This window comes from Aeromonas sp. QDB30, assembly GCF_027707645.1.
Lineage (GTDB): Bacteria > Pseudomonadota > Gammaproteobacteria > Enterobacterales > Aeromonadaceae > Aeromonas > Aeromonas caviae.
Genome location: NZ_JAPCIY010000089.1, coordinates 1 through 15,001 on the forward strand (window position 1 = coordinate 1; position 15,001 = coordinate 15,001).

The following is a 15,001-nucleotide window of genomic DNA, read 5'->3' on the forward strand; positions in this document are numbered from 1 at the left end:
TGCGCGAGCAGCTATCACCCAGTAATGGGAATCCCCCTCCTGTGACGCGAAGCGCTAAGGTGGGGGAGGATGTCAACGCCCAGGATCACCAGCTCACCGATATGGACGGGACAGTGAGTCGTGAGAAGGTGATCCGGATGAACCAGCTTTTCTGCATGCTCCGGAAATGAAATGTCGTAGGTGTACATCATGCTCTCCTTGCTTTGGCTGACGCCTCAATCTGGTACAGGGTATGGCAGCAGAAGGGCGCCCTCGCAAGTAGGACAGGTTGACACCCGCGCTTAGACGGTATGCAAAATCGCCAAGACAGCTTGTCTGGGTTGTCGCGTCTGATACAATCCCCCGCTGTACCTCTCAATGGATGGCCTTGCACACGCCATATGGTGTGCCACTGCCGTGTACCAACCGTATTGTGAACGGTGAAACTCGGGAGTGAACAGCTGGACATGAAAGGGTTTCTCCAACCTGCATGTGGCCTTTGGTAGGGGTCACCACTGTATAAGGAAACACCTAATGCCAATCATTACTCTGCCTGACGGCAGCCAACGTCAATTTGCCCACGCCGTTTCCGTCATGGATGTGGCCGCGGACATCGGTCCCGGTCTCGCCAAGGCGTGCATTGCCGGTCGGGTAAACGGTGAACTGGTGGATGCCTGTGAGCTGATCGAAACCGATGCCTCCCTGGCCATCATCACCGCCAAAGACGAAGAAGGTCTGGACATTCTGCGCCACTCCTGTGCTCACCTGCTGGGTCATGCCATCAAGCAACTCTGGCCCCAGACCAAGATGGCCATCGGTCCCGTCATCGACAACGGTTTCTACTATGACATCGATCTCGACCGCACCCTGACCGACGAAGATCTGGCTGCCCTGGAAGAGCGCATGCTGGCGCTGGCCGCCAAGGATTACGACGTCATCAAGAAGAAGGTCTCCTGGCAGGAAGCACGTGACGTGTTCGAAGCCCGTGGCGAGACCTACAAGGTCGAGATCCTGGATCAGAACATTGCCCGTGATGACCAGCCCGGTCTGTATCATCACGAAGAGTACATCGACATGTGTCGCGGCCCGCACGTGCCCAACATGCGTCATTGCCACCACTTCAAGTTGCAGAAGATGTCCGGCGCCTACTGGCGCGGCGACTCCAACAACAAGATGCTGCAGCGCATCTACGGCACCGCCTGGGCCGACAAGAAGCAGCTCAAGGCCTATTTGCAGCGTCTGGAAGAGGCCGCCAAGCGCGACCACCGCAAGATCGGCAAGCAGCTCGACCTGTACCACATGCAGGAAGAAGCGCCGGGCATGGTGTTCTGGCACAACGATGGCTGGACCATTTTCCGCGAGCTGGAAACCTTCATCCGTGGCAAGCTCAAAGAGTACGACTATCAGGAAGTGAAAGGCCCCTTCATGATGGATCGCGTGCTGTGGGAGCGTTCAGGTCACTGGGAAAAATACGCCCAGGCCATGTTCACCACCCAGTCCGAAAACCGCGAGTACGCCATCAAGCCGATGAACTGCCCGGGTCACGTGCAGATTTTCAACCAGGGTCTGAAATCCTACCGCGATCTGCCGCTGCGCATGGCCGAGTTCGGCTCCTGCCACCGCAACGAGCCGTCAGGCTCCCTGCACGGCCTGATGCGGGTACGGGGTTTCACCCAGGATGACGCCCACATCTTCTGTACCGAAGAGCAGATCATGGAAGAGGTGTCTGCGTGCATCCGCATGGTCTATGACGTCTACGGCACCTTCGGTTTCGAAAACATCGTGGTCAAGCTCTCGACCCGTCCGGAGCAGCGTATCGGCTCTGATGAAGCCTGGGATCGTGCCGAGGCCGCGCTGGCCGAGGCGCTGGAACTCAACGGCCTGAAGTACGACCTGCAACCGGGCGAGGGGGCTTTCTACGGTCCCAAGATCGAGTTCACCCTGCACGATTGCCTTGATCGTGCCTGGCAGTGTGGTACCGTGCAGCTCGACTTTGCCCTGCCGGGCCGTCTTGGCGCCACCTATGTGGGCGAAGACAACGAGCGCCACATCCCCGTGATGATCCACCGCGCCATTCTGGGCTCGCTGGAGCGCTTCATCGGGATCCTGACGGAAGAGTACGCCGGTCTGTTCCCGACCTGGCTGGCACCGACTCAGGCCGTGGTCATGAATATCACGGATAACCAGGCCGATTATGCGGTGAAAGTTGCCAAGGCATTGAATGATGCGGGCCTTCGCGCAAAAGCGGACTTGAGAAATGAGAAGATTGGCTTTAAAATCCGCGAGCATACTTTGAAGCGAGTACCCTTCATGCTGGTCTGCGGCGACAAAGAAGTAGAAGCCGGCAAGATTGCAGTGCGTACTCGTAAAGGGGCTGACCTGGGCTCTTATCCTGTTGAAGAGCTGATTGCTCTGTTGACCCAGGAAGTTCAGACCCGCGGACAAAAGAAAGTGGAGGAATAAGCTATAAAAGGCGGAAAAAAACTGGGCAAGCAACCGCAAGCCCGCGCTCACCGGATCAATGAAGAGATCCGTCTGAAAGAAGTTCGTCTGACTGGTCTGGATGGTGAAGCCATTGGCATCACCTCCATTCAGGATGCGCTGAACTTGGCCCTTGAGGCAGGAGTGGATCTGGTCGAGATCAGTCCGAACGCTGAGCCGCCCGTTTGCCGGATCATGGATTACGGCAAATTCCTCTACGAAAAGAGCAAGACCACCAAAGAACAGAAGAAAAAGCAGAAAGTCGTCCAGGTCAAGGAAATCAAATTCCGTCCTGGCACCGACGAAGGCGACTATCAGGTAAAACTACGCAACCTGGTTCGCTTTCTGGAAGACGGGGACAAGGCAAAGGTCACCCTGCGCTTCCGTGGTCGTGAAATGGCCCACCAGGATCTTGGTATCAAGGTTCTCGAGCGCGTCAAGAACGATCTGGAAGAGCTGGCCGTAGTCGAATCGTTCCCGAAAGTCGAAGGCCGTCAAGCTGTGATGGTCCTCGCACCCAAGAAGAAATCTTAAGGCCCACAAGAAATTGACTCATGGGGCTGGCCCCATGAGTCGGTTCGCCTTGCGATTTTGTTGTCACTCACAATGCGGAGTATGAAATGCCGAAGATGAAAACCAACCGGGGCGCCGCAAAGCGCTTCAAGAAGACTGGCTCAGGTCGCTTCAAGTGCAAGCACAACCACCTGCGTCACATCCTGACCAAGAAGAGCAGCAAGCGTAAGCGTCAGCTGGGACCGAAGTTCTTTGTTTCCGCTGCCGACCACAAACGTGTTGTCGCTTGTCTGCCGTACGCATAAGGGGGGATGTGAAAAATGCCAAGAGTTAAACGTGGTGTGACCGCTCGCGCTCGTCACAAGAAAGTAATGAAAGCCGCCAAGGGTTACTACGGCGCCCGTTCCCGTGTCTACCGCGTAGCGGTACAAGCGGTAACCAAAGCTGGTCAGTATGCCTACCGTGACCGTCGCCAGAAGAAGCGTCAGTTCCGTCAACTGTGGATTGCGCGTATCAACGCTGCAGCCCGTCAGAACGGTCTGTCCTACAGCCGTCTGATCGACGGTCTGAAGAAGGCTTCCATCGAGATCGATCGCAAGATCCTGTCCGATATCGCCGTTCACGACAAGCTGGCTTTCACCGCCCTGGTTGAAAAAGCTAAAGCAGCTCTGGTCTAATCCAGCTCTGTTATAAAAATAAAGGAGGCTCAGGCCTCCTTTTTTGTTGCTCATTTTTGAGCGTAGGCAGGTAGCATGCCAGGTTCATGAATGCTTTATCCTTCCATATGCCAACAAACTAGAACAAACGACGCTTGTCTTAATCCTGTTGCATCTGGCTTGTGGCTTTATCCATATAACAAAATGATTTGCAGGGAGAAAAGCCCGTCATAACTATGGTCAGCCAAGGGGCTTTTTTTGTATTATTCCCCTCTTGACCTTATTTAGCCTAAAGGCTCCTGTTCCGGGAGTGGTGACGAGGAAGACATGCAACAGCTTGAAGAAGTAGTCGGCCAGGCCAAGGCCGAAATTGAGGGCGTGAGCGACATCGCCGCCCTCGACGAAATCCGGGTCAAATATCTGGGTAAAAAGGGCTTTTTTACCGAGCAGATGAAGGGACTGGGTGCCCTGTCCGCTGAAGAGCGTCCCGCAGCGGGCGCCGTGATCAACCAGGCCAAACAGCAGGTTCAGGATGCCCTAAACGCGCGTCGTGAAGCCCTCGAAGTCGCCGTGCTGAACCAGAAGCTGGCCGCCGAGACCATCGACGTCAGCCTGCCGGGCCGCCGCATCGAGAATGGCGGTCTGCACCCGGTGACCCGCACCATCGAGCGCATCGAGCGCCTGTTTGGCGAGATGGGCTTCAAGGTTGCCCGTGGTCCCGAGATTGAAGATGGCTTCCACAACTTCGATGCGCTGAATATCCCGGCTCACCACCCGGCGCGTACCGATCACGACACCTTCTACTTCGATCCTGATCTGATGCTGCGTACCCACACCTCCGGTGTGCAGATCCGCACCATGGAACATCAGCAGCCGCCGATCCGCATCATCGCGCCGGGCCGCGTCTATCGTAACGACTACGACATGACCCACACCCCGATGTTCCACCAGGTCGAAGGCCTGCTGGTTGACGAGCATGCCAGCTTCACCGAGTTGAAAGGCATCCTGCACGACTTCCTGCGCAACTACTTCGAGGAAGACTTGACGATTCGCTTCCGTCCTTCCTATTTCCCGTTCACCGAGCCGAGCGCCGAAGTGGACGTGATGGGCAAAAACGGCAAGTGGCTGGAAGTGCTGGGCTGCGGCATGGTGCACCCGAACGTGCTGCGTTCGGTCGGCATCGATCCGGAAAAATACTCCGGCTTTGCCTTCGGCATGGGCGTTGAGCGCCTGACCATGCTGCGTTACGGGGTCAATGACCTGCGTGCCTTCTTCGAAAACGACCTGCGCTTCCTCAAGCAGTTCAAGTAAGGGCGAGAGAACATGAGATTCAGTAAATCCTGGGTGATGGAGTGGGTCCGCACCGAGTTGAGTGACAATGCACTGGCCGAGCAGATCACCATGGCCGGTCTGGAAGTGGACGCCGTGGAAGCGGTAGCCGGCCAGTTCAACAATGTGGTGGTGGGTGAAGTGGTCGAGTGCGCCCAGCACCCGGACGCCGACAAGCTGCGGGTGACCAAGGTCAATGTGGGCGAGGCCGAGCTGCTGGACATCGTCTGCGGTGCGCCGAACTGCCGCGCCGGCCTCAAAGTGTGCGTGGCCAAGGTCGGGGCGACCCTGCCGGGTGATTTCACCATCAAGAAAGCCAAGCTGCGCGGCCAGCCGTCCCACGGCATGCTCTGTTCCTTCAGCGAGCTGGGCATCGACGTCGAAGCCGATGGCATCATCGAGCTGCCGCTGGATGCCCCCATCGGGACCGATATCCGTGAATACCTCGCGCTCAACGACGTCAGCATCGATGTGGATCTGACCCCGAACCGTGCCGACTGCCTCGGCATCGCGGGTCTTGCCCGTGAAATCGGCGTGCTCAACAGCGTGGACGTGGTCGAGCCGACCTGGGCGCCGGCTGTTGCCACTATCGATGCAACCTTCCCGATCCGGGTTGAAGCGTCGGCAGATTGCCCCCGTTATCTCGGCCGTGTCATCAAGGGGCTGAACCTGCACGCCCAGAGCCCGCTCTGGATGCAGGAGAAGCTGCGCCGTGGCGGTATTCGTTCCATCGACGCCATCGTTGACATCACCAACTACCTGCTGCTGGAATACGGCCAGCCGATGCACGCCTTCGACCTGGCGACGCTTGAAGGGGAACTGGTGGTGCGTCGCGCCAAGGCCGACGAGCCCATGACCCTGCTCGATGGCAACGAGGTGAAGCTCAAAGAGACCACGCTCGTGATTGCCGATGCCAAAGGCCCTGCCTGCATGGCCGGCATCTTCGGCGGCGATCGCACCGGTGTCTCCGAGACCACCACCGACATCCTGCTGGAGTGCGCCTTCTTCGCGCCGCTCTCCATCACCGGCCGTGCCCGTGCCTACGGTCTGCATACCGATTCTTCCCACCGCTTCGAGCGCGGGGTGGATCCCGAGCTGCAGGCCAAGGTGATGGATCGTGCCACCCGTCTGCTGCTGGACATCTGTGGCGGTGAAGCGGGTCCGGTCATCGAAGTCAAATCCGATGCCCATTTGCCCAAGGCTGCCCCCATCAAGCTGCGCCGCACCAAGCTCGACAAGGTGATCGGCATCAGCGTGGCGGATGCGCAGGTGGTCGAAATTCTGACTCGTCTGGGCATGCAGGTAACCGTGGATACTGACGGCTGGACCGCGCTGGCTCCCTCCTGGCGTTTCGACATCGCCATCGAGGAAGACCTCATCGAGGAAGTGGCCCGCATCTACGGCTACAACAACATCCCGAACCTGAAACCCGCCGCCTCTCTGGCGATGGTGGAGCAGGCTGAAGGGCAGGTGACCCTGAAGCGGGTACGCGACCTGCTGGTTGATCGCGGTTTCCAGGAAGCGATCACCTACAGCTTCGTCGATCCCAAGACCCAGCAAACCCTGTTCCCGCAGAGCGATGCCATCGTGCTGCCGAACCCGATCTCGGTCGAGATGTCCGCCATGCGCGTCTCTCTGTTCCCGGGTCTGGTGCAGGCGGTGGTCTACAACCAGAACCGTCAGCAGCCACGCGTGCGCCTGTTTGAGCAGGGCCTGCGTTTCATCAAGGACGAGAATGCCGAGAACGGCATCCGTCAGGAACCCATGCTGGCCGGCATCATCACCGGCAACCAGGGGGACGAGCACTGGGATGTCAAGGCCCGTCCCGTCGACTTCTTCGATCTGAAGGGTGACCTGGAAGCGGTACTGGATCTGACTGCCGAAGGGGCTACCTTCACCTTCGAGCGCACCGAGCACAGTGCCCTGCATCCGGGCCAGAGCGCAGCCATTCTGCGTAATGGCGTCGTGATCGGCCACATCGGCGTGATCCATCCGAGCCTCGAGAAGAAGCTGGGGCTCAAGAGCCGCGCTGTCATGTTCGAGCTGGAGCTGGACAAACTGACGCCGGCCAAGGTGCCGGTTGCTGCCGAAGTATCCAAGTTCCCGGCCAACCGTCGCGACATCGCCGTGGTGGTTGACAGACAGATCCTGGCAGGCGACGTTCTGGCAGTAATTAAAAAAGTTGGCGGAAATCAGTTAGTTGGAATAAACTTGTTCGACGTATACCAGGGCGCTGGTATGGCAGAGGACAAGAAGAGCCTGGCCATCAGCCTGGTGTTGCAAGACACCCAGCGCACCCTGGAGGAGAAAGAGATCGCCGAGACCGTGGACAATGTCGTGCGGGCCCTCGGTGAAGAGTTGAATGCATCCTTGAGGGATTGATCTATGGCGCTTACCAAAGCCGACATTGCAGAGCACCTGTTCACCCAGCTCGGGATGAGCAAGCGTGAAGCCAAAGATATGGTGGAAGCCTTTTTTGAGGAGATCAGACAGGCGCTCGAGCGTGGCGAACAGGTCAAGATTTCCGGCTTCGGTAACTTCGATCTTCGCGAGAAGAACCAGCGTCCCGGACGCAACCCCAAGACGGGGGAGGATATTCCCATCAGCGCCCGTCGCGTGGTGACCTTCCGGCCCGGCCAGAAGCTCAAGGCCAGGGTAGAAAATGTTGAACCCAACGAGTGACAAAAAGCCAGGCAATCGCCTGGCTTTTCCATTCCGATGATAAAAATCCTTCTGTTGTCCGGCGCGCTGCTGGCCTTGCCACTGCGTGCCGCCATACTCCCGCTGTCACCGGGTGCCCAGGCTTATGCCGATTCGCTCACCGGACTGACCTTCTGTTACCCGGCCCTGCAACGTCCTCCCTATCTGGAGGCGGAGGGGGGCCTGCTTATCGATCGCATGACGCGGTTGGCAGAGCTGTTGCCGGTACCGGTGCATGTCGAGAAGCGGCCGAGCTGGGCAGCCATGACGCAGGATCTGCTGAACGGGCGCTGCGATCTCATTCCTCACGTCGGGCCTGCCCGGTCGAACTCGAGCGATACCGTCTTGAGCCGGGCCATGATGGAAGCGGAGTCCGCCATCCTCTATCGGGGTGAGCTCGATCAGGCGCAGTTTCTGGTGTCACCTATCTGGCAGGCCCAGGAGATCCTGAAGCGTCTCTATCCAGGTTCATCCCAGCAACAGCTGACCGATGCCGAGAACTGGTATGGTGCCCTGGTGGCCGGCAAGGGCAGCGCCTATCTCGGCGATTATCTGCAACTGCGCTACCTGATGCGGGAATTCCCGGATGAAGGGCTGCGCCTTCGTCGTCTTCGCAGCGATGATCTGGTCATCAGTTACCGGCTGATGATGCGCAACCAGCCCGAGTTGCTGGAGCTGGTGGATACGGCCATCCGCTATTTGCCGCCGGGCAGTCTCTACCGGGATCTGGGCAAGTATCTGCCTCAGGGTGAGCAGGATGTGAATCCTCTGCATTTTACCGACAAGGAGCAGGCCTGGCTGGTCGGCAAGGCCCACACCATCAAGATGGTGGCGGATCCCGGCTTCATGCCATACAGCGGTGTCAACCAGCAGGGAGAGCTCATTGGCTGGAGTGCGGATGTCTTGCGGGAAGTGAGTCGGCAGACAGGGCTGCGCTTCGAGCTGGTACCCGCCGCCAGCCGGGAGGAGGCGTTGGCATTGCTGCGCAGTGGCGATGCCGCCATGATGGTCGGGCTGATGGAGTCCGCCGCCCTGAACAAGGAGTTCGACTTCACCCGGATGGTGGCGACCAGCCGCTATGCTCTGGTCAGTCGCAGCAAGAGGGGGCCTGCCTCCCTCGCGGACGTCAGTGGCAAGGTGGTGGTCCCGAGAATGCTCTATGATCCCGGCCTGCTTGCCCGGTTCGGCCAGCATGAGTGGGAGGTGACCGACAACCTGCTGCAGGGATTGGCGGCGGTGCGGCATGGGGATGCCCAGGCCATGCTGGCGGAGTTGTACCAGCTCCAATATCCCATTCGAAACAACCAGTTGAGCGAGCTGACCATCACCGAATTGCCGGAGCGTTTCGGCCTCGGTTTTGCCATCCGGCCGGAACAGACCAGCCTGGCAGGGGTGCTGGATCAGAGCCTGATGACCCTCAATGATCGGCAGGTGGACGAGCTGGTGCAACGCTGGCGTCGCCTGGTGGTCAACCAGCAGGAAGGGGTCAGCTACGGTTTCTGGCTTGGCTCCGTGTTGCTGGCACTGCTGATCAGCATGGCGGTGATCTGGTCAGTCTGGCGTTCCCGCCAGCAACTGGCCCAGGAGGCCCGCGAGCGTCACAAGGTAGAGCAGGCGCTGGCGCTGGAAAGCAAGTTCAGGGAGTCTCTCTTCCAGGCGCTCCCCGTGCCCGTGTTCTTGCGCAATGACAAAGGGGAGGTGATCAAGCGCAACAAGCGGGCCAAGCGCATGGAGGCGCGCTACGCCGCCGATCTGGTGCTGCCCGCGCCACAGTTGCAGGGCGCCGAAGGGGAGCTGGCGCTGCACGAGCAGGTCTACTCCTATGCCCAGATCCCCTTGCGACTGGGCCCCCAGGCACCGGCAGGGGATCTTATCGCCCTCTCCGACATCAGCGCCCTGCGCGAGCGTACCCGCCTGCTGCGTCAGGCAGAGCGGCGCCTGCGCGCCCTCACCAATACGGTGCCCGGTGTGGTGCTGCAATTCACCCTGCTGGGGGGAGCCATCACCCGGGTGGAGTTTGTGAGCCGGGGCAGTCACGAACTGCTGGGGCTGGCGAGCCAGCAGATCCGGGTCAATCCCAACGAGACCCTGACTCGCATCTCCCACCAGGACAGGCGCGAGATGCGAGCCCCCATGCTGGCCATGCTGCAAGCCGGGCGACCTTTCTCCCATCTGCTGCGCTATCAGCACCCCGCCAAGGGAACCCGCTGGCTGCAATTTTCCGGCAGGGGGCGCCGTCAGGGGGAGGGGTGGCGGATCTACGGGGTGGTGCAGGATGTGACGGCCAGGGTGGAGCAGGAGCACTCCCTGCAGCTTTCCCACGAGCAGGCCCAGCAGGCCGTGCTTGCCAAGGGGCGCTTCCTGGCCGCCGTGAGCCACGAGATCCGCACCCCCATGAACGCCATGCTCGGCTTGCTGGAGTGGCTCGAGCAGACCGGACTCAATGCAGAGCAGGCCTCGGCTCTGGCCCATGTCAGGCAGGCGGGCAATGAACTGCTCGGGCTGCTCAACGACGTGCTCGACTTCAGCCGCAACGAGACGCGTCAGTTGCGCCTCTCTGTACAGCCCACGGATCTAGTGGAGCTGTGCGAACACGTGGCGGCGGTGCACTGGTCCAAGGCGCGATCCCGCCATCTGCAACTGCGCCTGGCGCTCGACCCGGCGCTGCCCGCCTTGATGGAACTCGATCCCCACCGGGTGCAACAGGTGCTGCACAACCTGCTCTCCAACGCCATCAAGTTCAGCGAGCGGGGAGAGGTGGTGCTCTGGGCCCGGCGACAAGGGGAGTGGATTTTGTGCGGGGTGGACGACGAGGGGCCCGGGATCAGTGCCGAGCTGTTGCCCCGGTTGTTCCTGCCCTTCGAACAAGGGGAGGAGCCTGGCCAGCCCAGAGCCCAGGGAACCGGGCTTGGGCTAGCCATCTGCCGCCAGTTGATGGAGCAGATGGGGGGCGAGATCCGGGTCGAGCCTCTGGCTCGCGGGGGTAGCCGTTTCCTCTGCTCGTTGCCCCTCAGGCATGCGCAGGAGAAGGCGCCCTGGCAACCGCGCGTCAAGACGGTCTCCCTACAACTGTTGCCCGGGGAGCTCGAATATATGCGGGCCTGGCTCGCAGAGTTTGGCGTGGCCGAGGATCCGGCGGCACCTTGCCTTGGGGCCATGCAGGACGATGGGGGCTTGCGCGCCTGGTACTGGCAGGGGGAACCCTGGATCCCGGGCTCCGTGGTCAGCCTGCTGCAGCCCAGACTCGTCCGTGGCGCCGAGGAGATCACGGACCTGCCGGGGGCAGGCAGGCGGGTGCTGCTGGTGGAAGATCACGAGGTGAACAGAATGCTGATCAGCATGCAGCTGGGTCAGCTGGGGGCCCGGGTATTGAGCGCGGCCAATGGCCGTCTGGCACTGGAGATCCTGCAATCGGAGTCGGTGGATCTGGTGCTGACGGATCTGCAGATGCCGGTGATGGACGGCGCCGAGCTCTGCAGGCAATTGCACGCCGATGAACGCTGGCAGCATCTACCCGTCTACGTGATCACCGCGGATCTCAGCGAGCAGGCGGCGCAGCGACTGGCGGAATGCGGCTGTCAGGGCCATCTGGACAAACCCGTCTTGCTCAGGGATCTGGCCGTATTGCTTCGTACCGTCTTTGGCCCCCATGACGGGGGGAAGGCACCGCAGCCAACGGCAGCCCTTTCCCTGCCCGTGTCCCTCAGCCCGGCCCTCGTAGACATCTATCTGGCATCGGTTCACCATGATCTGGCCGACATTGAGCGGTGTGTCACACAAGGGGACGAGAAGGCCCTCAATACGGCTTTACACAAGATGAAGGGGGCCGCCAAAATGGTGGGGGCTACCCCCCTGGTAGAGGTGATCGACCGTTGGCAGGAGGCCCCCGGACATCCCCTTGCAGCCGCCTTGAGGCAGTGCGTGGAAGAGGTCTGCCGACAACTGGGCGAGAGAGCATGAGATGATCATCACAGATGAAGAGTTGATGGACTTGCTGGAGTCTGATGACAGCCAGGAGCCAACTTTTTACCCGGTCAGCGTCTATGCCCTGGACGCCGTCTCCCATCTGGCGGTCAAGGGAGCGGGCCTGCCGGCCTATGCCAATCTGCACCGCACCCGACCCGATGCCGGCTGGCAATGGGAAGGACTGTTTGCCGCCGGGGCCATCGCCCTGTTTGATCCTGCCTCTCATCAGGGGGCCGACTATCTGCCTCATCTGTTGGCTCCCGGGGCGGGGATCTATCGCCTCAGCGATCCCTGGCTCGAGGGGTTGCAGGCACGGGAGCAGGGGTGGCGTGCCTGGCTCGCCCAGTGCCAGATCCTGCTGCTCGAAGATCACCCCTTCCAGGGAGCCTGCATTCAGCAGGAGATCCAGGGACTGGGGTTGCCCTGCCACTGGGTTCAGGATGGCGAAGGGTGCCTCAAGGCGCTGGAAGAGGGGGGCGTGAGATTGCTTATCTGTGATCTCAGCCTAGCGGAGCAGGATGCCATCAGCCTGCTGATGAGCCATCCCCAGTATCGCCACAGCGGTCTGCCCATCATCCTGCTCTCCGCTCATGATCAGACCCTGATAGACGGCGCCCGGCGTCTCCTGCACGATGCGGGTTTCAACGTGCTGGCCGCCCTGGCCAAGCCGCTGCAAAGCGACGATCTGCTGCGTCTGCTCAAGATGCTCTATCTTGGCCCCCAGCGTCAGCGCAGGCTGGGCGGGCTCAAGCGCACCGTGCGTAGCTGGCAGGGAGAGGCGAGAGGACAGCTTGGGCTGCTGGCAGATGCGGCTTCCTGCACGCTGCCGATCTGGCTGAGCCTGAGCGGTCTTTCCCCTCACTGGGAGCCGCTCAAGCTCTGGCTCGAGCAGCATGGACGAGAAGCAAGCGAACTCACCCTGGTCATCCACCGACGGGATCACCTGCTGAGCCAGGCGGACCGTTTCGCCCTGGTGCTGCAGGCGAGCCTCGCGGGGGCCAGACTCGCGCTGCTGCTCGATCATGCCCAGCACCTGCCGTTTGATCTCATCGAGCGTCTGCCGTTGCAATCCTTGCTGCTCGGGCAACACCTGCTGCCCGAACTGGAGGCGATGGCTGCCGACTCCTTGCTGGCCCGCTTCATCCAGCGCTCCCGGGAGCTTGGCATCGCGCTCTACCTCGACGACCCCTTCAACCTGCAGGATGCCGCCCAGTGGCAGGATCGCGGCGTGGCAGGGCGCTGGTAAATGGCTCGCTATCTTTGCTGGCCGCTCGATGAGCCGCGCTTGTGGCAGGGAATGTCGGGTTGGACGGCTCCCGCCTCACGGGCCGCCTTGCCGATGACGATGGTGGTGGGGGGGCTGACTTGCCGCTTGCAGGAGCTGGCGGGCAGCGACCCGAAGCGAATATGCGCGGCCTATGACGCCTTGAGCGAGCAGAGCGTCTATTTGCGCTTCATGCGGGCCAAGCAGCCTGCGACGGCCGAGCAGCTCGCCTTCTTTCTCGACTACCCCAGAGAACCCCAGATAGGATTGCTGCTGACCGACGAGCAGGGGGGGCCGCTTGCCATGGCCCAGTCCGTTCGCCGGCGCCTGCACCCGGACAGGGCCGAGTTTTCCTGCATCGTCGCGGATCATTTTCAGCATCGCGGCGCCGGGCGTCGCATCCTGCTGGCGCTTGCGCGGCTGGCATACGGGGAGGGGATCCGGGAGTGGACGGCGGAAGTGCTCGGCCAGAATCGCCCCATGCTGGCTCTGCTCAAGGGGCTCGGGTTGCCGCTTACCCTGGTGACAGGACGGGAGATGGTCTTTGCCAGGCTGGATCTCGCGCCCATGGCGAGCTTTGTGCTCCCATCGGCCTAAGACCAAGGGCGAATGGGCCGCCTCTTGCTCCTGTGCTAAGGTCAGCCTGTTACCCGTTGGAGGAGAACAACCATGGTGCAGTCAGCCAAACATATCGTGATCCTCACCGGTGCCGGCATCTCGGCCGAATCCGGTATCAAGACCTTCCGGGCCTGTGATGGCCTGTGGGAAGAGCACATGGTGGAGGACGTGGCCACCCCTGAAGGCTATGCGCGGGATCCCGAACTGGTACAACGTTTCTACAATGCACGGCGCCATCAGTTGCAGCGCGCCGAGATCCACCCCAATCCGGCCCACTATGCATTGGCCCGTCTGGAGCGCCTGCTGCCGGGGCGCGTCACCTTGGTCACCCAGAACATCGACAACCTGCACGAGAGTGCCGGCAGCAAGAACCTCATCCACATGCACGGCGAGTTGCTCAAGGCCCGCTGCCCGGGCTCTGGTCAGGTGATCGAGTGGCGCGGGGATCTCCATCAGGAAGAGCTGTGTTCCTGCTGCCAGTTTCCCCACCCGCTGCGCCCCCATGTGGTCTGGTTCGGGGAGATGCCCCTCGGACTTGACCGCATCTACTCGGCCCTGGCTCAGTGCGATCTCTTCATCTCCATCGGGACCTCCGGGGCGGTCTACCCTGCCGCCGGATTCGTCCATGAGGCCGGCCTGAACGGTGCCCATACGGTGGAGCTCAATCTGGAGCCGAGCGAAGTGGGCAGCCAGTTTGATGAAAAACGTTATGGTCCGGCTTCCTTGCTGGTGCCCGCTTTTGTGGATGAACTCCTGCAAAGTTGCGGAGTGCATCAGCCTCTCTCCGTCGAGGGCCATAACTGGATGGAGATGCGGGGCCCCTAATTATTGATTTTTCACACAGTTGCATTGACCCACTGAAATCGCCACACTGGCTCCTAACTTCAAGATGCAGTTGGCACAACATGTCATGAACTTTCCAACGCGCGGGATGGCCTCGCTCCTGCTGGTGCTTTTCTCGTTCGGTACCCAGGCTTCCTCCTCTTCGCTATTGCAACTGATCCTGCCGGACAAGCGGGAAATCACCCTGGATGAGGCGGCGTTGACAGCCTTGCCACAAGTGGAGTTCGAGACGGCGACGCCCTGGACCCTCGGCACTCACCGCTATCGTGGACCGACCCTGAAGAGCGTGCTGGCGCAGCAGCAGGTGGATAGTGCCAGCGCCATCGATGTTGCCGCACTCAATGGCTACCAGCAGCGGGTCGATCTCTCCCTGTTTGCCAAGGTGCCGCTGACCCTGGTGCGTTACCAGGATGACAAACCGCTCACCCGTCGCAATAAAGGGCCGCTCTGGCTGCTGGTCCCCCTCTCGGCCCATCCCGACATGGATGTGTCCGCCATCCACAACAACATGGTCTGGCAGGTGATCCGCATCGAGGTTGTCCCGTGACGCGACGACAGCGAGATAACCTGCTGCTTGCAGCCATCTTAAATGCGAAAGGGGACTCCCTCCGACGTAGGTGGGAGGGGAATTTCGCCGGGGCGTCAGCCCCGC

Annotated in this window: 12 protein-coding genes; all 12 read left to right on the top strand. The window is 60.8% G+C overall.

The window, feature by feature from the left end; translation table 11 throughout:
* Positions 1-513: 513 nt before the first annotated feature.
* The gene (gene thrS / locus PG896_RS18655) at positions 514-2,442 is read left to right on the top strand and encodes a threonine--tRNA ligase (protein WP_052815417.1); all 1,929 of its coding nucleotides are present in this window, start codon (positions 514-516) and stop codon (positions 2,440-2,442) included.
* A 21-nt stretch (positions 2,443-2,463) separates the two neighbouring features.
* The gene (gene infC, locus PG896_RS18660; protein ID WP_185219337.1) at positions 2,464-2,994 is read left to right on the top strand and encodes a translation initiation factor IF-3; all 531 of its coding nucleotides are present in this window, start codon (positions 2,464-2,466) and stop codon (positions 2,992-2,994) included.
* A gap of 86 nt (positions 2,995-3,080) precedes the next feature.
* Positions 3,081-3,278: a 50S ribosomal protein L35 gene (gene rpmI / locus PG896_RS18665; RefSeq protein ID WP_005300673.1), complete on the top strand. Its 198-nt coding sequence runs from the start codon at positions 3,081-3,083 to the stop codon at positions 3,276-3,278.
* Between the two features lie 15 nt (positions 3,279-3,293).
* The gene (gene rplT / locus PG896_RS18670; protein ID WP_010674800.1) at positions 3,294-3,650 is read left to right on the top strand and encodes a 50S ribosomal protein L20; all 357 of its coding nucleotides are present in this window, start codon (positions 3,294-3,296) and stop codon (positions 3,648-3,650) included.
* A gap of 306 nt (positions 3,651-3,956) precedes the next feature.
* The gene (gene pheS, locus PG896_RS18675; protein ID WP_041211447.1) at positions 3,957-4,940 is read left to right on the top strand and encodes a phenylalanine--tRNA ligase subunit alpha; all 984 of its coding nucleotides are present in this window, start codon (positions 3,957-3,959) and stop codon (positions 4,938-4,940) included.
* A 12-nt stretch (positions 4,941-4,952) separates the two neighbouring features.
* A complete protein-coding gene (pheT, locus tag PG896_RS18680; RefSeq protein WP_210538575.1) occupies positions 4,953-7,340 on the top strand; it encodes a phenylalanine--tRNA ligase subunit beta in 2,388 nt (795 codons plus the stop codon).
* Positions 7,341-7,343: 3 nt separating this feature from the next.
* On the top strand, positions 7,344-7,640 hold the full coding sequence (gene ihfA, locus PG896_RS18685) for an integration host factor subunit alpha (RefSeq protein WP_005300715.1): 297 nt from the start codon (positions 7,344-7,346) through the stop codon (positions 7,638-7,640).
* A gap of 36 nt (positions 7,641-7,676) precedes the next feature.
* Entirely contained in the window at positions 7,677-11,618 is a 3,942-nt protein-coding gene (locus tag PG896_RS18690; protein ID WP_373870291.1) for an ATP-binding protein, read from the top strand.
* Between the two features lies 1 nt (position 11,619).
* Positions 11,620-12,870 (top strand): response regulator, encoded by a 1,251-nt coding sequence (locus PG896_RS18695; protein WP_052815378.1) that lies wholly within the window; start codon positions 11,620-11,622, stop codon positions 12,868-12,870.
* Positions 12,871-13,485 carry a GNAT family N-acetyltransferase gene (locus PG896_RS18700; RefSeq protein WP_052815379.1) on the top strand — a complete coding sequence of 205 codons (615 nt, stop codon included), beginning with the start codon at positions 12,871-12,873 and terminating at the stop codon, positions 13,483-13,485. It begins immediately after the preceding gene.
* 72 nt (positions 13,486-13,557) lie between these two features.
* On the top strand, positions 13,558-14,331 hold the full coding sequence (cobB, locus tag PG896_RS18705; RefSeq protein WP_041211443.1) for a Sir2 family NAD+-dependent deacetylase: 774 nt from the start codon (positions 13,558-13,560) through the stop codon (positions 14,329-14,331).
* An 85-nt stretch (positions 14,332-14,416) separates the two neighbouring features.
* Entirely contained in the window at positions 14,417-14,896 is a 480-nt protein-coding gene (locus PG896_RS18710) for a hypothetical protein (RefSeq protein WP_406569327.1), read from the top strand.
* Positions 14,897-15,001: the final 105 nt, after the last annotated feature.